At 74.0% G+C, this 22,703-nt stretch carries 19 protein-coding genes; 4 read left to right on the forward strand and 15 right to left on the reverse strand.

The features are described from left to right. Positions 1-279 precede the first annotated feature (279 nt). The 5 genes from WCD58_RS00005 to pafA all read right to left on the reverse strand — a co-directional run bounded on the left by WCD58_RS00005 (position 280) and on the right by pafA (position 6,509). Positions 280-1,128 (reverse strand): hypothetical protein, encoded by an 849-nt coding sequence (locus WCD58_RS00005; protein WP_337698580.1) that lies wholly within the window; start codon positions 1,126-1,128, stop codon positions 280-282. 225 nt (positions 1,129-1,353) lie between these two features. Next, complete coding sequence (locus WCD58_RS00010; protein WP_337698581.1) at positions 1,354-2,340, reverse strand: helix-turn-helix transcriptional regulator; 987 nt, start codon at positions 2,338-2,340, stop codon at positions 1,354-1,356. Then, complete coding sequence (locus WCD58_RS00015) at positions 2,337-3,320, reverse strand: helix-turn-helix transcriptional regulator (protein ID WP_337698582.1); 984 nt, start codon at positions 3,318-3,320, stop codon at positions 2,337-2,339. The genes WCD58_RS00010 and WCD58_RS00015 overlap by 4 nt, the downstream gene beginning before the upstream one ends. A gap of 63 nt (positions 3,321-3,383) precedes the next feature. Beyond that, positions 3,384-5,060: a serine/threonine-protein kinase gene (locus WCD58_RS00020; RefSeq protein ID WP_337698583.1), complete on the reverse strand. Its 1,677-nt coding sequence runs from the start codon at positions 5,058-5,060 to the stop codon at positions 3,384-3,386. Positions 5,061-5,150: 90 nt separating this feature from the next. Beyond that, complete coding sequence (gene pafA / locus WCD58_RS00025) at positions 5,151-6,509, reverse strand: Pup--protein ligase (RefSeq protein WP_337698584.1); 1,359 nt, start codon at positions 6,507-6,509, stop codon at positions 5,151-5,153. Positions 6,510-6,667: 158 nt separating this feature from the next. On the opposite strand from pafA, the gene WCD58_RS00030 reads away from it, so the two are divergent. Further along, entirely contained in the window at positions 6,668-8,203 is a 1,536-nt protein-coding gene (locus WCD58_RS00030) for a bifunctional phosphatase PAP2/diacylglycerol kinase family protein (protein WP_337698585.1), read from the forward strand. A 4-nt stretch (positions 8,204-8,207) separates the two neighbouring features. Next, positions 8,208-9,695, forward strand: a complete 1,488-nt coding sequence (locus WCD58_RS00035; RefSeq protein ID WP_337698586.1) for a diacylglycerol/lipid kinase family protein — start codon at positions 8,208-8,210, stop codon at positions 9,693-9,695. Between the two features lie 6 nt (positions 9,696-9,701). Here the strand turns inward: WCD58_RS00035 and prcA are convergent, their stop codons facing one another. The 8 genes from prcA to WCD58_RS00075 form a co-directional block, all read right to left on the reverse strand. Then, positions 9,702-10,505 (reverse strand): proteasome subunit alpha, encoded by an 804-nt coding sequence (gene prcA, locus WCD58_RS00040; RefSeq protein ID WP_337698587.1) that lies wholly within the window; start codon positions 10,503-10,505, stop codon positions 9,702-9,704. A gap of 49 nt (positions 10,506-10,554) precedes the next feature. Further along, on the reverse strand, positions 10,555-11,388 hold the full coding sequence (gene prcB / locus WCD58_RS00045; protein ID WP_337698588.1) for a proteasome subunit beta: 834 nt from the start codon (positions 11,386-11,388) through the stop codon (positions 10,555-10,557). A gap of 144 nt (positions 11,389-11,532) precedes the next feature. Then, a complete protein-coding gene (locus tag WCD58_RS00050; protein ID WP_337698589.1) occupies positions 11,533-11,727 on the reverse strand; it encodes a ubiquitin-like protein Pup in 195 nt (64 codons plus the stop codon). Positions 11,728-11,809: 82 nt separating this feature from the next. Next, on the reverse strand, positions 11,810-13,327 hold the full coding sequence (gene dop, locus WCD58_RS00055) for a depupylase/deamidase Dop (protein ID WP_337698590.1): 1,518 nt from the start codon (positions 13,325-13,327) through the stop codon (positions 11,810-11,812). A gap of 64 nt (positions 13,328-13,391) precedes the next feature. Continuing rightward, positions 13,392-14,639, reverse strand: coding sequence for a multidrug effflux MFS transporter (locus WCD58_RS00060; protein WP_337698591.1), 1,248 nt, complete (start codon positions 14,637-14,639; stop codon positions 13,392-13,394). Next, a complete protein-coding gene (locus WCD58_RS00065) occupies positions 14,585-15,835 on the reverse strand; it encodes an esterase/lipase family protein (RefSeq protein WP_337698592.1) in 1,251 nt (416 codons plus the stop codon). The genes WCD58_RS00060 and WCD58_RS00065 overlap by 55 nt, the downstream gene beginning before the upstream one ends. Positions 15,836-15,855: 20 nt before the next feature. Then, positions 15,856-17,676: a proteasome ATPase gene (arc, locus tag WCD58_RS00070; protein ID WP_337698593.1), complete on the reverse strand. Its 1,821-nt coding sequence runs from the start codon at positions 17,674-17,676 to the stop codon at positions 15,856-15,858. Positions 17,677-17,833: 157 nt separating this feature from the next. Beyond that, complete coding sequence (locus WCD58_RS00075) at positions 17,834-18,661, reverse strand: tRNA (adenine-N1)-methyltransferase (RefSeq protein WP_337700735.1); 828 nt, start codon at positions 18,659-18,661, stop codon at positions 17,834-17,836. A gap of 296 nt (positions 18,662-18,957) precedes the next feature. Between WCD58_RS00075 and WCD58_RS00080 the strand changes: the two genes are divergently transcribed. After that, positions 18,958-19,791, forward strand: coding sequence for a RecB family exonuclease (locus WCD58_RS00080; RefSeq protein WP_337698594.1), 834 nt, complete (start codon positions 18,958-18,960; stop codon positions 19,789-19,791). Between the two features lie 75 nt (positions 19,792-19,866). On the opposite strand, the gene WCD58_RS00085 is transcribed toward WCD58_RS00080, so the two are convergent. Then, on the reverse strand, positions 19,867-20,895 hold the full coding sequence (locus WCD58_RS00085) for a hypothetical protein (protein WP_337698595.1): 1,029 nt from the start codon (positions 20,893-20,895) through the stop codon (positions 19,867-19,869). 85 nt (positions 20,896-20,980) lie between these two features. On the opposite strand from WCD58_RS00085, the gene WCD58_RS00090 reads away from it, so the two are divergent. Continuing rightward, entirely contained in the window at positions 20,981-21,784 is an 804-nt protein-coding gene (locus WCD58_RS00090) for a thioesterase family protein (protein ID WP_337698596.1), read from the forward strand. Positions 21,785-21,787: 3 nt separating this feature from the next. On the opposite strand, the gene hisG is transcribed toward WCD58_RS00090, so the two are convergent. Then, entirely contained in the window at positions 21,788-22,681 is an 894-nt protein-coding gene (hisG, locus tag WCD58_RS00095) for an ATP phosphoribosyltransferase (protein ID WP_337698597.1), read from the reverse strand. Between the last annotated feature and the right edge of the window lie 22 nt (positions 22,682-22,703).

A 22,703-nucleotide genomic window follows, 5' to 3' on the forward strand; every position in this document is an offset into this window, starting at 1 on the left:
TGCGCGACACGCCGATGGTTCGCGCCGGGCCGGGCCCGGGGCCGCGAGGGGCACCTCGCGCATGACCGACAGGCTCGCGGTCCTGCCGGACGTGCCGGTCGTCCGGGTTGCCGACGTCGCTGCGTGCGCGACCGGCGCGTCCCGCAGCGTCGGTCGGCCGGGAGCCTGCCGAACGTGCTGCTCACCGTCTCGATCTCCCGAGGATGTCGTCACGGCTACAGCCGCCACGACATCCTCGGGAGATCGAGATGGAGAGCCCACCGACACTCGTGCCCCCGCTCAGCGCGGGGTGATGCTCCAGTTCCCCTCCGATGTCACCTGCACCAGGGCCGGCGTGTCGAGTGAGACGGTCCCGTTGTAGCTGCCGATCTCGTTGACGGCGAGGTCGATCCGCGAGCGGGTTCCCGAGAGCACGTGGACGACGAAGTTGCCCGAGCCGCGATTCGTCACGCTGGCGACCGAGCTGTTGCCGGACATCATCACGACGTCGTCGCCCTCGCCGGAGACCTGCCCGTTCGCCTGGGTGGCTCGGTCGAGCCCGCCGATGGTGATGGTCCAGGAGCCGGTGGCCTCGACCTCGAGCTGCGTGGTGACGCTCCCGTCGCGGATGTCGATCCAGCGCTTGCCCTCGTAGGAGCCGATGGTGTTCACGAGGAGACGCTCGCTGCCGTCGCTCCGGAGCACGGTGTTCCCACTGCACCGGGGACAGGAGAACTCGAGGACGTAGGCGCCGGGTTGGTTGGACACGGACACCACGTCGTCCCCGCTCCCGCGGTACGTGCGGGGAGTGACGGGCGCCGTGGTGGCCGGTGCCGTGGGCGTCGGGGTGTACGAAGGGTAGGAGTACGACGGGTACGTGTACGAGGGGTACGAGTACGTCGGCGGCGTGAAGGTCGGTGCGCTCGGTGCAGGCGCGGAAGCACTGACGCGCGACACCGTCGTCGAGGTCCCGACGAGCAGCCCGATCACCGCCGCGAAGACGCCGACCCACGCCAGCGTGTGTCCGGTCCGCCGACCCGCCGCGAGGCGTAGGCCGATGAGGGAGAGGGCGAGCCCCACGGGGCAGAGGACGAACGACAGCCCGGTGACGACGGGGACCAGGCTGACGATCGCGCCCGAGAGAGCCATGGCGAAGCCGACGGTGGCTGGTTCGTTGCGCGTCGCACCGGCCGGCGGTATCGGAGGACTCTGGTCCGGTTGCTGGCCGTCTGTCGTCCGGGCGTCGTCGATCGTGCTCATGCCGCTCCCCTGTCTTCCCTCGTCAGCCGGGTAAGACCAGGTCGCGAGAGATCCACGAAGGGTTACGGGAGCAAGCGGACATTCACCCCGAAGAGTGGTTCTCGCACGGTCGGATCAGCCGCCCTCGCCGTACGCCGCCAAGGCCTCGCGGGCACGGGCGCGCCGGGCCTCGACGAGGTCGGGCGGGGCGAGGACGTCGACGGCGTCGCCGAGGCCGAGCAGCAGGCGGACCATCCAGTCGCGGTCGCCGTAGCGCATCGTGACGCGCGCCGAGCCGTCGTCGTCGGCGTGGAGGTCCTCGACGGGGTAGTACTCGGCCACCCACCGCGCGGCCGGGTGCAGCACGAGCGCGGCGACGAAGGCGCCGTCGTCGGGGCGCAGCAGGTCCTCCCCCGACCCCTCGCGGCCACGGGCGCCCGGCGGCGGGGCGGAGGGCTCGTCGAGGACCTCGGCGTCGTCGACCCGGTCGAGGCGGAACAGCCGCACACCCTCGGCGCGGCGGCACCACGCCTCGAGGTAGGCCGAGGCGTCGACGAGCAACAGGCGCATCGGGTCGACGACACGGCGGCCGACGGCGTCCCGCGACGCCGAGTAGTAGGTCAGCCGCAGGGCCCGGCCGGTCTCGACGGCCCGGCGCACCTCGTCCTCGGCACGTCCCGGCCGCCGGCCCAGCCCGACGGCGACGCCCTCACCGGCCGGTTCGGGGGCGTCGTGGGTGACGCCGGCCTTGCCGGCGGCGTCCTCGATCTTCGCCAGCGCCCGCTGGACCGCGTCGGCGTCGACCATGCCGGGCGCGTCGGCCAGGGCGCGCAGCGCGACGGCGAGCGTCGCCGCCTCGGCCCCGGACAGGCGCAGCGGGCGGCGCATGCCGGCGTCGAAGGTGACCGTCACCGTGTCGCCCTCGAACGACAGGTCCACGAGGTCACCGGGCCCGTAGCCCGGGAGCCCGCACATCCACAGCAGCTCGAGGTCGCGGCGCAGCTGGGCCTCGGGCACCCCGAAGTCCGCGGCCGCGTCGGCCACCGCGATGCCGGGGCGCGCCAGCAGGTAGGGCACGAGCGTGAGCAGGCGCGGCAGCCGCTCGGACACACCGGCGGTCATCGGACGCTCCCCGCCTCGAGGGTGACCAGCGACCCGCGCAGCAGCCCCACCACGGCCTCGCGCAGCTCCGGCGGGTCGAGCACCACCGCGTCCGGGCCGTACGCGGCCACCCAGCGCGCGGCGGTGTCGACGCGGGACAGGTCGATCTCGACGACGTCGGGGTCGCCGCCCGGGTCGGGCCGCGACCCGCGCCGCAGGCCCTCCGCGCGCCCCGGCACCAGCCGCACCCGCGCGGTGCCCGACGGCGGCGGTGGCCCGGCGGACGCGGCGACCAGGGCGACGAGGTCGACGTCGGCGGGCGGGGTGACCGCCCCGCGCGCCCCGACCGCCCGTACGTCGTCGCCGATGCGCGAGAGCCGGAAGCAGCGCACGTCGTCGCGGTCGCGGTCGTGCCCGACGAGGTACCAGCGCCCCCGCCACGACACGACGCCCCAGGGCTCGACGGTGCGGACGCGCGCCTCGGCCGTGGGGTGCGACCGGTGGGTGAAGGTGACGACCCGGCCCGCGCGGCTGGCCGCGAGCAGCGGCGCGAACGCCGGCTCCGCGGCCTGCAGGCGGGGCTGGACCGCGGACGCGGCGTCCGGGTCGACCGCGATCCCGGCGGCCCGCAGCTTCTGCAGCGCCGAGCGCGCGGCGCCCGCCAGCGCCGGGGAGTCCCAGAGCCGCGCGGCCAGGGCGACGGCGGTGGCCTCGTCGGGCGCCAGGTCGATGTCGGGCAGCTCGTAGTCGCCCCGGGCGATGCGGTAGCCGTCGACGGGCTCGGCCATCGACGACCGCCCCGTCTCGAGGGGGACCCCGAGCTCGCGCAGCTCGGCCTTGTCCCGCTCGAACATCCGGAAGAACGCCTCGTCGGAGGCGACGTCCGCGTAGCCGGGCACCGTGGCGCGGATCCGCTCGGCGCTGAGGTACTGGCGCGTCGAGAGCAGACAGAGCACGAGGTTGACCAGGCGTTCGGCGCGCGCGGACGGGCTGGTCGTCACGGGCGTGAGCCTACCGAGGTCTCGCCCAGGTGTTCGAACGCCGGGCCCGGCGCGTCCCGGGCCTCACATCGAGTCGCTACTGCTGCGCTGCGCACGCTGGATGCGGATCTGGCCGTCGGAGTCCTTGTCGACCTCGAAGCGGTAGGTCTCGCGGCTGGTCCGCCCGCTCGCGGTGGTGAACTCGATGTCGGCGAAGACGGTGGTCCCGCGGGCCTCGACGTTCGCGGTCCGGACCTCGCGGATCCCCGACCAGAACCGCTGGTAGCCGCCGTACCCGCCCGATTCGTCCTGCGCGCGCTCGGACAGCGTGCTCCAGGCGCGGTCGATGTCGCCGGGCAGGGCGGCGTAGTAGTCGACGACGACCGTGGCCGGCGCCGGCTCCCCGGGCGAGACCGGGGCCGCGACGCTGGGGGGCGGAGAGTCGGGCGCCGAGGCCGGGGCCGCCGCGCGCGGCGCGGTGGTCGACGGGGCCGGCGCGGCGACGGTGCCCCCGCCGGTCGCGGCGAGCGCGACGCCGACGCCGATGCCGCCGGCGAGCACGAGCGCCGAGGCCGCGGTGACCGCGACGACCCGGCGCGAGGGCCGGCGCGACGGGCGACGCCGGTCGCCGCCGGCCGGGCGCATCGGCGCGGGCGCAGGCGGCGGCACCGTGGCCACGGGAACCGGTGCGGGTGCGGGATCGATCCCGTCGCTGAGGGCCGCGGGCTCCTCCCCCATCGCGACGGCGCCGACCGGCAGGTCCGCGGTGCCGGTCGGACGCGGGGCCGGGACCGCGACGTCGGCGCTCTCGGCGGCGTCGTCGCCGTCGTCCACCGGCGCCGGGATGAACGGCGTGGACCCCGCGCGGGCGCGCAGCGCGCGCTCCACGGCGGCGGTGTCCGGGCGGTGGGACGGGTCGAGACGCAGCATCGCGGCGAGCGGGCGCCCCAGCACCCCGGCGCGCTCGGCCGGGCGGAGCTTGCCCTCGGCCATCGCGTGCAGGACGGCGAGGGTGTTGTCGTGGTGCCCGCACACGAGCTGGTTCTCGACCGCGGCGTAGAGGGTCGCGCCGAGGGAGAACACGTCGGAGGCCGGTGACGGGTCGCCGCCGCGCGCGACCTCCGGGGCGAAGTAGCCGGGCGTCCCGGCCACCATGCCGCCGCCGGTGGACGTGGTGTCCCAGGTGGCCCGTGAGACCCCGAAGTCGGTGATCTTGGCGACGCCCTCGTCGGTGATCAGGACGTTGCCGGGCTTGATGTCGCCGTGGACGATGCCGGCCTCGTGCACCGCGCCGAGCGCCTCGGCGACCTGGGCGCCGATCCACGCGGCCTGCGCGGGCTCGAGCGGCCCCTGCGCGGCGAGCACCGCGGCGAGCGAGCGCGACGGCAGGTACTCCATGACCAGCCAGGGGCCGGCGTCATCCACTACCACGTCGAACACCGCGATGGCGCGCGGGTGCACCACGCGGGCGGCGATGCGGCCCTCGCGCATGGCCCGGGCCCTGGCGACCCGCTCCTCGGTGGCGTCGCGGTACCCGCGCGCGGCCAGCTGCTTGATCGCGACCGTGCGCCGCAGCCGGCGGTCCCAGGCGGTGAACACCACGCCCATGGCCCCGGCGCCGATGCACTCCCCGACCCGGTAGCGCCCGCCGAGCACCGTGCCGACGACGGACGTGTCGACCGGGACCGGCGCGGCGTCGTGCATCGTGCTCGGCGCCGCGACGGGGCCGTGCAGTCGGGAGGTGCGGGGCTGGTGCTGCATCGCGGTCTCGTGCCGTCCTCGGCGTCGTCGTTCAGTGCGGATCGTGCATACCTCGCGCGCCCCCGACGCACGCCGCCGACGTGGCCTCGGTTACAAGGTCGCGATCAGCCGGTCCACCCGTTCGTCGACGGCGCGGAAGGGGTCCTTGCAGAGGACGGTTCGCTGGGCCTGGTCGTTCAGTTTGAGGTGGACCCAATCCACTGTGAAGTCCCTCCCGGCGGCCTGGGCGGCCGCGATGAAGTCGCCGCGCAGCTTGGCCCGGGTGCTCTGGGGCGGGGTGTCCTTCGCCGCCTCGATCTCGCCGTCGTCGGTGACGCGGTCGACCATGTCCTTGCGCTGCAGCAGGTCGAACACGCCGCGGCCCCGCCGGATGTCGTGGTAGGCGAGGTCGAGCTGCGCCACCCGGGGGCTGGACAGGCCGAGGTCGTTGCGGTTGCGGTAGCGCTGCACGAGGCGGTGCTTGATCGCCCAGTCGATCTCCCGGTCGATGAGCGAGAGGTCCTGGCGCTCGACGGCGTCGAGCGTGCGGCCCCACAGCTCCACCACGCGGTCGGTGACCGGGTCGGACCCGCGGCGCGCGACGTGCTCGACGGCCCGCGCGTGGTACTCGCGCTGGATGTCCAGCGCGCTGGCCTCGCGCCCGCCGGCGAGGCGCACCGGGCGGCGCCCGGACAGGTCGTGGCTGATCTCGCGGATGGCGCGGATCGGGTTGTCCAGCGTGAAGTCCCGGAACTGCACGCCCTGCTCGATCATCTCGAGCACGAGGTGGGTGGTGCCCACCTTGAGCAGCGTGGTGACCTCGGACATGTTCGAGTCGCCGACGATGACGTGCAGGCGCCGGTAGCGCTCGGCGTCGGCGTGGGGCTCGTCACGGGTGTTGATGATGGGGCGGCTGCGGGTGGTCGCGGAGGAGACGCCCTCCCAGATGTGCTCGGCGCGCTGCGAGAGGCAGAACACCGCGCCCCGCGGCGTCTGCAGCACCTTCCCGGCGCCGGCGATGAGCTGGCGCGTGACGAGGAAGGGCAGCAGGACGTCGGCGATGCGCGAGAACTCCCCCGACCGGCCGACGAGGTAGTTCTCGTGGCAGCCGTAGGAGTTGCCCGCGGAGTCGGTGTTGTTCTTGAACAGGAAGATGTCGCCGCCGATGCCCTCGTCGGCGAGGCGCCGCTCGGCGTCGAGCAGGAGGTCCTCGAGGATCCGCTCGCCCGCCTTGTCGTGCGCGACGAGCTGGGTCAGCGAGTCGCACTCCGCGGTGGCGTACTCCGGGTGGCTGCCCACGTCGAGATAGAGGCGCGACCCGTTGCGGAGGAAGACGTTCGACGACCGTCCCCAGGACACGACCCGGCGGAACAGGTAGCGCGCCACCTCGTCGGGCGAGAGGCGCCGCTGGCCGTGGAAGGTGCAGGTGACACCGAACTCGGTCTCGACCCCGTAAATCCTCCGCTGCATCCCTCCACCCTAAGCCAGCGAGGGGCTTCGCGAGGCCCTTGTGACGCGCCGGGTCACCCGCCGTCACGAGCCGCCCACCCCGGATCACTACGGTCGGTGCCGTGGCGCTCCCGGCACGAGAACTGGCATCGGACATCTCACGCGGCGTGGGACGGCGGGTGCGTCAGGGCGCCCGGGGCAGCAGGAGGCGTCTGGCCGACGTCAACGACAAGGACTGCCGGATCACGACGGCGATCGGGCACCTGCCCTACTCGGCCGCCGACCCTGCGCTGGCTGCGCTCAGTCGTTCGGCCGACCACAGCAAGCTGTGGTTCGCGGTAGCCGCGGCGCTCGCCGCCGGCACCCGCCACACCCGCCGCGGCGGCCTGCGCGGCGTGCTCGCGATCGCGGGCGCGAGCCTGCTCGCCAACGGCGTGCTCAAGCCGCTGGTCCCCCGCCGGCGCCCCGCGGCCGAGCTGCTGCCGACCTTCCGCTCCCTGGACGACCCGCCGACGTCGTCCTCGTTCCCCTCGGGCCACGCCGCCTCCGCGGCCGCCTTCGCCACCGCGGTCGCCATGGAGAGCCCCAAGGCCGCGACCTGGGTCGTGCCGCTGGCGGCGACCGTGGCCTACTCCCGCATCCACGTCGGGGTGCACTGGACCAGCGACGTCGCCGCCGGCGTGGCGCTCGGTGCGGGCGCCGCGCTGGCCACCAAGCGCTGGCTGCCCGTCCGCGACATCGACGAGGCCGCCGCCCGCCCCGTCGCCGGCGCCCCGGTCCTGCCCGAGGGCGAGGGCCTCGTGATGCTCGTGAACAGCCGCTCGGGCAGGGCCGGCGTCGACCCCTACGACGAGCTGGTCTCCGCGCTCCCCAAGGCCCGCGTGCTGCGCCTCGAGGACGGCGCCGACCTCGCCGACACGCTCACCGACGCCGCCCGCGAGCCCGGGACGCGGGCGGTCGGCATCGCCGGCGGCGACGGCTCCGTGGCCGCGGCGGCCCGCGTCGCCGAGGACCTCGACCTGCCGCTCGCCCTGGTCCCCGCCGGGACGCTGAACCACTTCGGCCGCGACGTCGGGGTGTACGACACCCAGGAGGCCATCGACGCGACCGGCGCGGGCGAGGCCGTCGCGGTCGACCTCGGCGAGCTGCGCGTGCACGCCGACGTCGAGGGCCGCCAGGAGCCCCAGCGCATCGTCTTCGTCAACACCTCGGCGTTCGGCGGCTACCCCGAGATGGTCCGCCTCCGGGAGAAGTGGCAGCCCCGGTGGGGCAAATGGCCCTCGGCCGTGGCCGCCCTGCTCGTGACGCTCGCCCGCAGCCGGCCCATCCGTGTCCGCCTCAACGGGGTCGAGCGGTCGGTGTGGATGCTGTTCGTCGGCAACGGGCCGTACGTGCCGACCGGGATGGTGCCGTCGTACCGGCCCCGGCTCGACACCGGCGTGCTCGAGGTCCGTTACCTGCGGGCGGACCGGCCGTTGGCGCGGGTGCGGGCGTTCGTCGCGCTGGCCACCGGCGTGCTCGGGCACAACAGGATCTACCAGGAGAGCGCCATGCGATCACTGGACATCGAGCTGCTCGACGGCCCCGTCGACGTCGCCGCCGACGGGGAGGTCGTGGGCCGCGGCCGCCGCCTGCGCTACCGCGTCGCCGACCACCCCGTGCCGATCTACCGCCGCGACGAGGCCCTGTGGCCGCACCGGGCCACGGCGCGCTGACCCCGTGACCGACCCCCGACTGCGCTCCCCCGTGGGCCCGCGCTGGATGCGCCGGCTCGACCGCACCGCCGACCGCGGAGCGCTCTGGGCCGTCGTGGCCGGCGGCCTGTTCGCCGCCGGGCGCGGGCCACACCGGCGCGCCGGGGTGCGCGGGGTGATGGCAGCGGCCGCGACCTCGGCGATCGCCCACGCCCTCGCCAAGCCCCTGCTCCCCCGCGCCCGCCCCTGGGGCCGGCGCTTCCCGTCGGCGCACGCCGCGTCGTCCTCGGCGTTCGTCACCGCCGCGGCCATGGAGTCGCCGGTGGTGGGCGCCGCGCTGGTCCCGGTGGCGGTCGGCGTCTCGACGGCCCGGGTCGTGCTCGGGGAGCGCACCGTGGAGGACGTCGTCGCCGGTGCGGCCCTCGGGGCCGGGGTCGCGGTGCTGACGCGGCGCTGGTGGCCGGTGGTCCGCCACGCCCCGGCGCGCGCCCGCCCGGCCGGTGGCGCGCCCGCGCTCGGTGACGGCGCCGGGCTCGTCGTCGTCGCCAACACCTCGGCCGGCACCCCGGGGCCGCTGGAGGCGATCGGGCAGATCGTGGCGCCCGTCGTGGCCCCGGTGATCGGCGTCGCCGACGAGCAGGGTGACGACGAGGCGCCGCCCGCCCCGCCGTCGGTGATCCACGACGTGCTCCCCCGCGCCCAGGTGATCGTGCCCGAGCCGGGCGTCGACTTCGTCGAGGAGGTCGAGGCCGCCCTCGACCGCCCGACCCCCGAGGGCGCGCCGCCCCAGGCGGTCGGCGTCGCCGGCGGGGACGGCTCGGTGGCCGCGCTCGCGGGTCTGGCCCAGCGGCGCCGGGTGCCGCTGATGGTGCTGCCCGAGGGCACGCTCAACCACTTCGCCCGCGACGTCGGCATCGATGACACCGCCACCGCGCTGGCCGCCGCGCGCGACGGCGAGGCGGTGCTCGTGGACGTCGGTGTCGTCGACATCGGCTCCGGCGACGACGACCGCGCGGTCGCGTTCGTCAACACCGCCAGCCTCGGCGGCTACCCCGACATGGTGAAGCTGCGCGAGAGCTGGGAGGGCCGCTGGGGCAAGTGGCCCGCCGCGGCGTTCGCGCTGGTGCGGGTGCTGGCGGAGGCCACCCCGCTCGTCGTGGAGCTCGACGGCAAGCGCCGCACCATCTGGCTGCTCTTCGTCGGCAACGGCGGCTACGAGCCCCGCGGCATGGCGCCGCTGTTCCGGCCGCGCCTCGACGCGCGCAAGCTCGACGTGCGCTACCTGCGCGCCGACGTGCCGTTCTCCCGCACCCGCTTCGTCATCTCCGTGGCGGCCGGGACGCTCTCGCGCAGCCGGGTCTACGTGGCGCACTCGCGGACGCGCCTGACGGTGCGCGTCATCGGGAGGCCGGTCGGCCTGGCGACCGACGGCGAGGTGCAGCCCGACGCCGACCGCTTCGTCTTCCGGATCGCGCCGGGGGCGATCCCGGTCTACCGGCCCCGGGAGACCTGAGGGGGATCAGGCCTGCGGGTCGGCCCCGCCGGCGCCCGAGACCTCGTCGCCGGCGCCGGTGTCCCCGTCGGGGGCGCCGTCGCCCGACGCCTGCTCCGCGGCGGGCAGCAGGCCCGCGAGCGCGGCACCGGTGATGCGGCGGAAGGCGCGCCGCGGGCGGCGGCTGCGGTCGAGCACCGCCACCTCGAGGGCGTCGACGCCCAGCGTGCGGTCCTCCGACCCGGACGTGCCCGCGCTGCCGTTGGCGGACTGCAGGGCGTCGACCGCGATCCGCAGGGCGCCGGCCATGTCCAGCTCGGCGTCGTAGGACGAGCGCAGCGCCGCGCTGATCGGCTCGGTGGTGCCGCCCATGACCACGAAGCGGGGCTCGTCGGAGATGGAGCCGTCGTAGGTGATGCGGAAGAGCTTGTCGCGGTCCGGGGTCTCGCCGACCTCGGCGACACACAGCTCGACCTCGAAGGGCTTCTGCTGCTCGATGAAGCTCGCGCCGAGGATCTGGGCGTAGGCGTTGGCGAGCGAGCGCCCCGAGACGTCGCGGCGGTCGTAGGAGTAGCCCCGCACGTCGGCGAACCGGATGCCGGCGGTGCGCAGGTTCTCGAACTCGTTGTAGCGCCCGACCGCGGCGAACCCGAGCGCGTCGTAGATCTCCGAGACCTTGCGCAGGGAGTTCGACCGGTTCTCCGCCACGAACAGCACGCCGCCGGAGAACGTCAGCACGACGACGCTGCGGCCCCGCGCGATGCCCTTGCGCGCGAGGTCCGAGCGGTCGCGCATCAGCTGGTCGACCGACGCGTAGAACGGCATCGTCATGGCGGGGAGCGCTCCTGGTCTCTCGTCTTGGTGGGGACTCGGCGGTCTTTCAGCCGCCGGGACGCTCGCGACGCCCGGCGATGACGGCGTCGGCGACCGTGCCGACCTCCTCGTCGCCCAGCATCGTCGCGCCCTCGGCGTCGATCGTCACGACGATCGGGTTGATGCCGCGGATGGTGTCGGGCCCGCCGGTGGCGGTGTCGTCGTCGGCGGCGTCGTAGAGCGCCTCGACGAGCACGCGCACGACGTCGTCGCGGGAGCCCTGCGGGTCGTGGCGCTTCTTGAGCGACGACTTCGCGAACAGCGAGCCGGAGCCGACCCCCGCGTAGTGGGTCTCCTCGTTGCGGCTGCCGACGACGTCGTAGGACACGATGCGCCCGGCCCGCGCCGGGTCGGCCGCGTCGACGTCGAAGCCGACGAACAGCGGCACGAACGACAGCCCCTGCAGGGCGGCGCCGAGGTTGCCGCGCACCATGCCCGCGAGCTTGTTCGCCTTGCCGTCGAAGGTGAGCGGGACGCCCTCGATCTTCTCGTAGTGCTGCAGCTCGACGGTGAACAGCCGGACGGCCTCGACGGCCATCCCCGCGGTGCCCGCGATGCCCGCCGCCGACCAGTCGTCGGTGACGTAGACCTTCTGCATGTCGCGCGAGGAGATGAGGTTGCCCATCGTCGCGCGCCGGTCGCCGGCGATCGCGACGCCGCCGGAGAAGGTCGCGGCCACGATCGTCGTGCCGTGCACGGTCGACGTGCCCGCCTGCTCGGCGGTCACCGTCCGGGCGCCCGCCCCGGGCAGCAGGTCGGGCCGGACCTCCCGCAGGAAGTCGACGAACGAGGCCGACCCGGCGGAGAAGTAGGCCGGGGGCAGGGCCGACGAGGGCTCCATCGGTGGGGCGCTCCTGTGTCTGGTGCTGTCGGGGATCTCGCGGAATGGACCACCGCCCCCGCGGCCCGGGTGCTGATCTGACCCGGGCGACGGGGGCGGCGTGGTGTCTCTAGGCCGAACGGAGTACCTGACTCCGCCGGGAGGTTACTGGCCGCCCTTCTGGACGTACGCGCGGACGAAGTCCTCCGCGTTCTCCTCGAGCACGTCGTCGATCTCGTCGAGGATCGTGTCGACGTCCTCACCGAGCTTCTCGCGGCGTTCCTGGCCGGCAGCGGTGCTGTCCTCGCTGCCCTCGCCGTCGTCGCCCCCGCCCTGCCGCTGGGTCTGTTCCTGCGCCATGGCTAGCCTCCCGGGGTCTTTCCTCACATCGGGGTACTGCGATTCCGAACCCTACAGATCGCGGACGACATCTGCCCGGGAACTAGCCCCGCGTGAGCGCCTCCACCAGTGCCGTGGCGTCCGCGGAGTTGTCGATGAGCTCGCCGACGTGCTTGCGGGTGCCGCGCAGGGGCTCGAGGGTCGGGATGCGCACCAGCGACTCGCGGCCCAGGTCGAAGATGACCGAGTCCCACGACGCGGCGGCCACCTCGCCGGGGTAGCGCTCCAGGCAGCGGCCCCGGAAGTACGCGCGGGTGTCCTCCGGTGGGTGGGTGACCGCCGAGCGGACCTCCTCCTCGGTGACCAGGCGCTTGATGGAGCCCCGGCTCACGAGACGGTTGTAGAGCCCCTTGGCCTGGCGCACGTCGGCGTACTGCAGGTCGATGAGGTGCAGCTTCGGCGAGTCCCAGGGCAGGTTGTCGCGCTGCTGGTAGTTCTGCAGCAGGTTCAGCTTGGCCACCCAGTCGAGACGGTCGGCGCAGCGCAGCGGGTCGGTGCCGAGGTCGTCGAGCACCTGCTGCCAGGTCTCGAGCACCTCGCGGGTCATCGGGTCGATCTCGCCGCCGCCCGTGGTCTCCTCGTGCTGCCAGGCGCGCTCGAGGTAGGCGCGCTGGATGTCCAGGGCGGTCATCTTCCGCCCGTCGGAGAGGTCGACGACGGTCTTCAGCGTCGGGTCGTGGCTGATGCGGTGCACCGAGCGGACGGGCTCGAGCAGGCGCAGGTCGTCGAAGCGGACGCCGGCCTCGATCATCGAGAGCACCAGCGCGGTGGTGCCGACCTTGAGGAACGTCGAGTACTCGGCGAGCGTCGCGTCGCCGATGATGACGTGCAGGCGGCGGTACTTGTCGGCGTCGGCGTGCGGCTCGTCGCGGGTGTTGATGATGCCGCGCTTGAGTGTGGTCTCCAGGCCGACCTCGACCTCGATGTAGTCCGCGCGCTGCGAGAGCTGGAAGCCCGGCTCGTCGCCCGACGGCCCGAGCCCCACCCGGCCGGCGCCGCACACGACCTGCCGCGACGCGAAGAACGGCGTCAGCCCGGTGATGATCGTCGGGAACGGCGTCTGGCGGGCGCAGAGGTAGTTCTCGTGGGAGCCGTAGCTGGCGCCCTTGTTGTCGATGTTGTTCTTGTAGAGCTGGATGCGCGGCGTGCCCGGGACGGTCGCGGCGCGCTCGGCGGCGTCCTCCATGACGCGCTCGCCCGCCTTGTCCCAGACGACCGCGTCGCGCGGGGTGGTGACCTCGGGCGCGGAGAACTCCGGGTGGGCGTGGTCGACGTAGAGGCGCGCGCCGTTGGTGAGGATGACGTTGGCGGCGCCGAGGTCGTCGAGGTCTCCCGCGTCCGGCGGCGGGCCGGCGCTCGGGCCCAGGTCGAAGCCGCGGGCGTCGCGCAGCGGCGACTCGACCTCGTAGTCCCAGCGGGCGCGCCGGGCGCGCGGGACGTCGGCGGCCGCCGCGTAGGCCAGGACGATCTGCGTGGACGTGATCACCGGGTTCGCGGCCGGGTCGCCGGGGACGGAGATGCCGTACTCGATCTCGGTGCCCATGATGCGGCTCGCGGTCATGCCCCGACCCTAATTGTGCTGGGCGTCGTCGGCCCTCTCCGGTCCGTCAGTGGTCGAGCTCCCCCTATCGGCGTGCTCCCCTGATTGCTCCGTCTCCCGGCCGGCGGGCACCGCGCCAGAGAATGCCGAACACCACGGCGCCCAGGAGGACGGCCGTGGCCATCGTGGCGGCCATGGGCACGGCCGAACGGCTCCCGGCGAGGCCGACCAGCGGGGCGGTGCCCGCGCCCACGAGGAACTGCGAGGTGCCCAGCAGCGCCGACGCGCTCCCCGCGTGGTCGGGGTGGTCCGCGAGCGCCAGCGTCGTCGCCGAGGGCAGCACGAGGCCCACGCCGACGACGGTGAGCACGAGCCCGGCCAGCAGGCCCGCCAGCCCGGCGTCGAGCAGCGTCGAGACCAGCAGCCCGCCGGTGCCGACGAGCGCGATGCCCAGCCCGACGACCAGCAGGCGCTCCGGGAGCACCCGCCCCGACCCCGCCAATCGGCCCGCGACCTGCACCGACGTCACGATCGCCACCGAGTTGGCCGCGAACACCCCGGAGAACGCCTGCGGCGAGAGGCCGTAGAGGTCCTGCAGCACGAACGTCGACCCCGAGATGTAGGCGAACATCGCGGAGAAGACCAGCCCGGCGGACAGCACGCACGCCACGACCCGGCGGTCGGTCAGCAGCACCCGGAACGACGCGAGCGTGGCCGCGGCGCTGCCCGCGCGCCGGCGCGACCGCGGCAGCGACTCGCGCACCAGCCAGAGCACGGCGAGCCCGGTGAGCGCCCCGTACACGGCCAGCACGACGAACACCCCGCGCCAGCTCGTCAGGCGCAGCAGCTGCCCGCCCAGGACCGGCGCGACGATCGGCGCCACGCCCGAGACCAGCATGAGCGTCGCGAAGGCCCGAGCCGACGTCGTCCGGTCGCTCGTGTCGCGGACGACCGCGCGGGCCACGACGATGCCGACGGCCCCGAGCAGCCCCTGGGCCAGGCGCAGCGCGATGAGCACCTCGACGTTCGGGGCCACCGCGCACAGCACCGACACCACCGCGAACCCGGCCGCCCCGAGCAGCATCGGGCGCCGCCGGCCCAGGACGTCCGACAGCGGCCCGGCCACCAGCTGGCCCAGCGCCAGGCCGACGAGGCACGCGGTGAGCGAGAGCTGGGTGACCGACGGCGTGGTGGCGAGGTCGGCGGTCAGCGCCGGGAGGGCGGGCAGGTAGGTGTCGAGCGACAGCGGGGCGGCCGCGGTGAGCGCGCCCAGCACGATCAGCCGTGCCCGGTGACCTCCTGCCCGGTCGGCTCGTCCTCCGCTGTCAGCCATCGCATCAGATGGTCGTGCACGTCCGGGTCGTTGAGCAGGTGGAAGTGGTGTGACGACGTCAACGGTTCGACGTCGGCGACCGCGCCGCCCGCCGAGTTGACGGGCACGAGCAGGTCGCCCAGCGCGTTGGCGAGCGGGTGCTGCGGCGAGCTCGTGACGCAGGCGGCGACCGCGTGGTGCGAGGCGTGCGCGAGCAGGGGCACCTCGGTGTCGGACACCCCGGCGACCAGGTCGCGGATGCCGGCCGAGCGGCGGTCGAGGAACTCGCCCCACGTGCGCGAGTTCGACCAGCGCGACAGCTGCGAGGCCAGCTGGTCGACCCGGTGGGCCAGCGGCGCCCCGCGGTGGGGCGAGCCGAGGTAGACCATCCGCCGCACGGCACCGACCCACGGCTGGCCCGTCTGCACCGCGTGGTGGCAGGCGTGGCGCAGCACCAGCCCGCCCATCGAGTGCCCGACGAGGTCCAGCCGGTGGACCTGCTCGGGCCAGCGGTTCCACAGGTCGGTGAGCAGCAGCGAGAGCGCCGTGCCGTTGTCGGCGACGCGCAGCCCGCTGTTGTAGCGCAGCAGCAGCGGCGTCGCGCCGGTCGCCGACGCCACGCGCTCCGCGTAGCCCTCCCCCGCGCTGGCCTCGCCGTACAGGCGCCAGGCGTGCTCGGTCTCGCCGAGCCCGTGGACGAACAGCACGAGACGCTGCAGGTCGCGCTCCGGGTGGTCGGCGACGACCGCCCGCAGGGCCTCGGGGTCGCCGGGCAGCTCGTCGTGCTCGTCGTGGACCGTCGACGTGTACAGCGTCATCGGGACGGCGAGGTCGTTGTCGAGCGCCACCATGTGGTCGCCGACGAGCCCGTTGACCGCGCCGGTGAGCACCGCGCCCGTGGGCGTGCCGGTGATGGGCCGCCAGTCGCCGGGGCGCGCGAGCGCGGCGGCCGCGCCCACTCCCCGGCCGGCGAGGCCCGAGATGCCGCGCACGGCCGCGTAGACCCCCGAGGTGATGCCGTCGTGCACCACCTGGACCGGCTTCGACGCGGGGCCGAGCCCGACCCGGCGCAGCGCGCCGAACACGGTGCCCGCGATCGCCTCGTGGGTGCCCTGGACCGGGCGGGAGACGATGTCGACGGCCTCCGACGCGACACCGGCCGCCCCGCGGACCTCGTTGCGGTCCGGGCGGGACGGCCGGTGTTGCTGGTCGTTCATGCCTTACACGGTACCTGCTGTCACAGGTACTGGCCCGTGTTCGACGCGGTGTCGATCTCCTTGCCCTGCGTCGCGCCCTTGCCGGTGACGAGCGTGCGGATGTAGACGATCCGCTCGCCCTTCTTGCCCGAGATCCGGGCCCAGTCGTCGGGGTTGGTCGTGTTGGGCAGGTCCTCGGACTCGGCGAACTCGTCGACCACCGCGTCCAGCAGGTGCTGCACCCGCAGACCCGGCTGCGAGCTCTCCAGCTGGGACTTGATGGCCGACTTCTTCGCCCGCCCGACGATGTTCTCGATGACGGCGCCGGAGTTGAAGTCCTTGAAGTACAGGACCTCCTTGTCCCCGTTGGCGTACGTGACCTCGAGGAACCGATTGTCGTCGGTCTCGGCGTACATCCGCTCGACGACCCGCTCGATCATGCCGTCGAGGCACGCCGCCCGGTTGCCGCCGAACTCCTCGATGTCGTCCTCGTGCAACGGCAGGCCGTCGATGAGGTACTTCGAGAAGATGTCCTGCGCCGCCTCGGCGTCCGGACGCTCGATCTTGATCTTCACGTCGAGCCGGCCCGGCCGCAGGATCGCGGGGTCGATCATGTCCTCGCGGTTGGACGCGCCGATGACGATGACGTTCTCGAGCCCCTCGACGCCGTCGATCTCGGACAGGAGCTGCGGGACGATCGTCGTCTCGACGTCGCTCGAGACACCGGAGCCACGGGTCCGGAAGATCGAGTCCATCTCGTCGAAGAACACGATCACCGGGGTGCCCTCGGACGCCTTCTCGCGCGCCCGCTGGAAGATCATCCGGATGTGCCGCTCGGTCTCGCCGACGAACTTGTTGAGCAGCTCCGGGCCCTTGATGTTGAGGAAGTGCGCCTTGACGTCGCGGCTGTCCTCGCCGCGGGTCTCGGCGACCTTCTTCGCCAGCGAGTTGGCGACGGCCTTCGCGATGAGCGTCTTGCCGCAGCCGGGCGGGCCGTAGAGCAGCACACCCTTGGGCGGGCGCAGCTGGTAGGTCCGGAACAGGTCCGCGTGCAGGAACGGCAGCTCCACCGCGTCGCGGATGGAGTCGATCTGCCGCGTGAGCCCGCCGATGTCGGTGTAGGCGACGTCGGGGACCTCCTCGAGGACGAGCTCCTCGACCTCGGCCTTCGGCACCTTCTCGTAGGCGTAGCCGACGCGGGTGTCGACCATCAGCGAGTCGCCGGGCTTGAGCTCGGGGGCGTCGTCGAGGAGCAGCGAGTCCGCGAGGTGGATCACCCGCTCCTCGTCGGCGTTGCCGATGATCAGGGCGCGGTTGCGCGTGCCGTCCTCGTCGACGAGGACCTCGCGCAGGGCCACGACCTCGCCCACGCGCTCGTAGGTGCCGGCCTCGACGACCGTGAGCGCCTCGTTGAGCCGCAGGGTCTGCCCGCGGGTCAGCTCGGCGACCTCGACCGCCGGCGACACGGCGACACGCATCCGGCGTCCGGAGGTGAACACGTCGACCGTGGAGTCCTCGAACGACTCGAGGAACACGCCGTAGCTCGACGGCGGCTGCGCGAGCCGGTCGACCTCCTCGCGGAGCGCGACGAGCTGCGCCCGCGCCTCCTTGAGGGTCTCCGTGAGCTTGTCGTTGCGCTCGGTCAGCTGCGAGACGCGCTGCTGTGCCTCGCCGAGACGCTGTTCGAGGATGCGCGCGTGCCGAGGGGATTCGGTCAACTTGCGACGCAACAGCGCGACCTCGTCCTCGAGGAAGCGCACCTGTGCTGCCATGTCCGCCGAGCCACGGTCATGTCGTTCGCCGCGGTCCCGGCCGCTGTCTGCCCTGTCGGATCGGCCCCTGGGGTCGTCGTCGTTCGTCACGGCGCCCTCCTCCGCTACTCCGTGCCGCAAACCGTACCCGCGAATCGAGGTGTCCGTGGAGTAGCGTTCCGGTGACGGACTTCTCACGCAGACCTCTTGCGCCAGGTCACCGAGGGTGATTCCTCCAGCACCGAGCACCACCGGTGCTCACGCTGGGTCAGCCCCGGCTGGGCCGCCGCTGCACCCGCGGCGGCGTGACGCCGTCGGCCAGTCGCCGGGCGGTCAGCAGGAACGCGGTGTGGGCGATCATGCGGTGCTCGGGGCGCACCGCGAGCCCGACCGCGTGCCAGGGCCGGACCATCGTCTCCCAGGCCTGCGGCTCGGTCCAGCACGCCTGCTCGCGCAGCGCCTCGGTCAGCGTCGAGAGCTGCGTCGTCGTCGCCACGTAGCCCACGAGCACGCCGCCCGGGACCAGCGTGTCGCGCACGACGGGCAGCACCTCCCACGGCGCGAGCATGTCGAGCACGATGCGGTCCGCGGTCTCGCCGGGGTTGTGGTCGGCGAGGTCGCCCACGCGCAGGTCCCAGTTCCCCGGCCGCTCGCCGTAGAAGCGCTCGACGTTCTGCACCGCGTGCTCGGCGTGGTCGGCGCGGATCTCGTAGGAGCGGACGTGGCCCTCCGGCCCGACCGCGCGCAGCAGGGAGCAGGTCAGCGCGCCCGAGCCGGCGCCGGCCTCCAGCACCCGCGCGCCGGGGAACACGTCGGCCCACATGAGGATCTGCGCGGCGTCCTTCGGGTAGATCACCTGCGCCCCGCGCGGCATGGCGAGCACGTAGTCGGGCAGCAGGGGGCGCAGCGCGAGGTACGGGGTGTTGGCGGCGGAGTGCACGACGCTGCCCTCGGGGGCGCCGATGAGCTTGTCGTGGTCGATCGCCCCGCGGTGCGTGTGGTAGCTCTGCCCGCGCTCGAGCACGAGGCTGAAGTGCCGGCCCTTGGGGTCGGTGAGCTGCACCCGGTCGCCCGGGCGGAACGGACCGCTGCGCACGGGCCCGCGCTCTTCGTCCAGTTCCTCGCTGTGCACGACGGACCACCCTAGGCACCGGAGTCGCGGTGTCGGCGAGGGGCAGGTGCGGCGGACCCGTTGCGGCGGTGACCGGCACGTTCGGCACCTCGCTGGGCCGGCGGATCCTGCGCGGGGTGCCGGTCGCGGGCCCGCCGACCCCTTGATCGCTCCGGGTGCTCCCGCGACCTCATGACATCGGGTCGACGGAGCACCTGGAGCGATCACGGGCCGTCGCGAGGACACGTGGCCTGTCGGTGCCCTGATCTAGCCTCGCGGACATGAGCACGGAGGTGGAGGTCGAGGCGCCGCGCGCACCCGCGCTGTCGCCGTCCCGTGCCGTCGACTTCCGGCGCTGTGCGCTGCTCTACCGCTTCCGTGCCGTCGACCGCCTGCCCGAGACGCCGTCGCCCGGCGCGCTGCGCGGCACGGTGGTGCACGCCGTGCTCGAGCGCCTGCACGCCCTCGACCCCGCGTCACGCCGGCCCGACGCGGCGCGGACCCTTGCCCAGGACGTCCTCGGCGAGCTCGCCCCCGAGGAGCGCGCGCTGCTCGGCGAGGAGCCCGGGGTCGACGAGCTGCTCGCCCGCTACTTCGCGCTGGAGGACCCGCGGGCCGTGGTGTCGGAGGCCCGCGAGCTGCGCGTCGAGGCGGAGCTGGACGACGGCACGCCCCTGCGCGGCCACCTCGACCGGCTCGACACCGACCCCGGCGGGCTCACGGTCGTCGACTACAAGAGCGGACGCTCGCCGTCGCTGCGCGCCGAGGGGCCGATGATGTTCGGCGTCCGCTTCTACGCGCTCCTGCTCGCCCGCAGCCGCGGCGTGGTCCCGACGCTGCGGCTGCTGCACCTCGCCGACACCACGTCGCTGACGCTGCGACCCCGCGCCGACGAGCTCGACCGCTTCGCCGGCGTGCTCAGCGCCGTCTGGGCCGCGATCCGCCGCGCGGCGCCCACCGGCGACTTCCGCCCGAACCCCGGGCCCGGGTGCGCCTTCTGCAGCTTCAAGCCGCTCTGCCCGGCGTGGGACGGCACGCCGCCGCCGTACCCCGGGTGGCCGGGCGAGGCCGTGGCGCCGCCGCTCCCCCGCCCGCGGACCGGCGAGCCCGGATGACCGCCCCGCCGTGCACAGCCCTGGCGGCATCCTCGCGAGATCGAGACGGCGAGCGACCACCGGTCACCCCGCCCCTCAGCACCCCGGCGGCGCGCCGCCCGTGCCGTCGGGGAACGGCAGCGCGCAGGCCGCCCGCCGTGGCGAGCCCAGCGCCCCGCCGCCGGGCGTGTCCGGCCCGTTGTTCGTGACCACCGCCAGCGAGGTCACCAGCCGCACCATCTGCGGCGAGTCGATGTTCGGGAGCTCGGGCTCCGCGCCCGCCTGGACGTTGATGGCGTTGGTGTCCGAGCCGCCGGTCTCGTCGACGACGTAGGCGCCGTAGTCGCGGAGGGCCTCGGCGATCTTGCGGGTGTCCTTCTCGGTGATCCAGCTCAGGTCCGTGTCGGGCGCGATCGCGAGCAGCGTGCCCATGTTGACGTCCGGGTTCGCGCCCCGGTACTGGTCCCGGAACGCGGCGTCGGCCTTCATCGCCGGCCAGCGGAAGCCGTCGCGGGCCGTGCTGCAGCTCAGCTGGCAGTTGAGGTTGATCTTGAGGGCGTGCCGGAGCGGATCCGGCCCGGAGATCTCGCCGACGCGGATCGTGCCGCCGATCCCCGAGAGGTTCGAGCCGCCGTGGCACCCGAGCAGCCCGTCGCCGCGCAGCGAGACCGCGGGGTAGGTGTAGTTCCACGACGGCGTGCCCCCGGGGTCGAGCTTGAGGGGCTGGCCGGCGACGACGGTCTCGTCGTCCGGGGTGTCGGCGAGGAACGTCGAGCAGTTGTTGTACGACCCGTCCGCCGACAGCCGCGGGTCGACGTGCACCCGGGGCGCGCCGTTGTCGGAGTCGAGGTCGCGGACCGGGGCGTTCGGGTCGACGGTGATGTTCTCGATGTCGAGGTAGACGTCCCGCGCCTGCGTGCTGAACGGCGTGTACTGCGCGGACCCCGCCAACGGCAGGTTCCAGACCGAGTCCCAGGCGAAGGGATGAGCGCGGAGATCGCGGGACGGCCCCCGATAGGGTTGCGGCCCTGTGGCGGTCGGGGCCCGCGTCGCGACCACCACGCCCGCGACGGCCACCGCCGCGATCAGCACCGCCAGCAGGACGCGGATCCTCGATCCCGTCATCGGACTCCGTCCCCCCGGTGAGGACCCGACCCTAACCGCCGCGATCTCGGCCGTTCGGCGTACCCCGCCCCGCTCCAGGAGAGGCATGACCACGACCGTCACCGAGCCGTTCTTCCGCCTGCTGTCCGCGGCGGGCGACGAGGCCGAGCGCGTCCTCGCGACCGGCTCGACCGCCGGCCCCTGGTTCCCCGACGGCCAGCACATGGGCCCGCCGAGCGCGCTGCTGGTCCGCGCGCTGGAGCGGTGCGCGCCGCGGGAGGGGATGCTGCTCTCGCGCGTCACCGTCGAGGTGCTGGGCAAGGTGCCGATGGGCGAGCTGACCGTGCACGCGCGGGTCGAGCGGCCCGGCCGCACGATCGAGCTCGTCGTCGCGGAGATCGCCGCGGCGGGCCGGGCGGTCGCGCGGGCCACCGGGTGGCGCCTGGCGGTCACCGACACGAGCGCGGCGGCCACCGACCCCGGACCCGCGATGCCGGGTCCGGACGAGGGCCGCGTGATCCCGACCCCGCAGGGCTGGCTGCCGGGCTACCTCGACGCCGTCGACTGGCGGTGGCTGCGGGGGCACCTCGGCGAGTCCGGGCCCGGGCGGGCGTGGGGGCGACTGCGCGTGCCGGTGGTCGAGGGCGAGGAGCCGACGCCGTGGCAGTGCCTCGCGGCCGTCGCCGACTCCACCAACGGCGCCGCCGCCCGGCTGGACCTCAACGACTGGCTGTTCGTCAACACCGACCTGACCCTGCACGTGCACCGCGCCCCGCGCGGCGCGTGGGTCGGGCTCGACGCGGACAGTGTCATCGGCCCCGAGGGCCTCGGCACGGCGTTCGCCGTCGTGCACGACGAGCACGGCCCGGTCGGGCGGGCCGCGCAGGCCCTCACCGTGCGGCCGCGATGACGGTCAGTGCCCGTTGGCGGAGCCGATCGCGCGGCAGGACTGCAGCGACGAGGTGACGATGCCCGTGGCGCCCAGCTCGGCGAGCTCGTCCATGATGTCGTTGACCCGCTTGCGCTCGACCATCGAGCGGACGGCGACGAACTTGTCGTTCGACAGCGGCGCGACGGTGGGCGACTCGATGCCCGGCGTCAGCTCGACGGCCCGCTCGAGCAGGTCGATCGGGCAGTCGTAGTCGAGCATCACGTAGCGGCGGGCGTAGACGACGCCGCGCAGCCGCTCGACGAACCGGGACTTCTCGCGCTCGGTGTCCGGGGCGTCGGGCACCTGGTCGAACTTCGCGTTGCGGTCGATGATCACCGCCTGCGACTCCGTGATCGGGTCCCCGAGGGTCACCAGGCCGTGCTGGGCCAGCGTGCGCCCGGAGCTCACGACGTCGGCGATGGCGTCGGCGACACCGAGCTCGATCGAGATCTCCACCGCGCCGTCGAGGCGGATGACGTCCTTCGCCGCGATCCGCTGCTGCGCGAGGTTCGCCCGCACGAGCCGGGGATACGACGTCGCGATCCGCTTGCCGGCCAGGTCCTGGATGCTCCACTCGTTGCGCAGGGGCGCGGCGTAGCGGAACTTGGACTGCCCGAACCCGAGCTGGAGCAGCTGGTTCACCGAGGCGCTGGACTCCTCGGTGAGGTCGTGGCCGGTGATCCCGAGGTGCAGCTGGCCCTCGGACACGTAGGTCGCGATGTCCTTCGGGCGCAGGTAGAAGAACGTGACCGAGTTGGCCTCGTCGTGCAGGCTCAGGTCGCGGCTGTCCGTCCGTTGCCGGTAGCCGGCGTCGCGCAGCATCGTCGACGCCTCCTCGGCCAGGGATCCCTTGTTGGGAACGGCGACGCGGAGCATGGGTCCTTCTCCTCCCGACACC

Source organism: Actinomycetospora flava (assembly GCF_037400335.1).
Taxonomy (GTDB): domain Bacteria; phylum Actinomycetota; class Actinomycetes; order Mycobacteriales; family Pseudonocardiaceae; genus Actinomycetospora; species Actinomycetospora flava.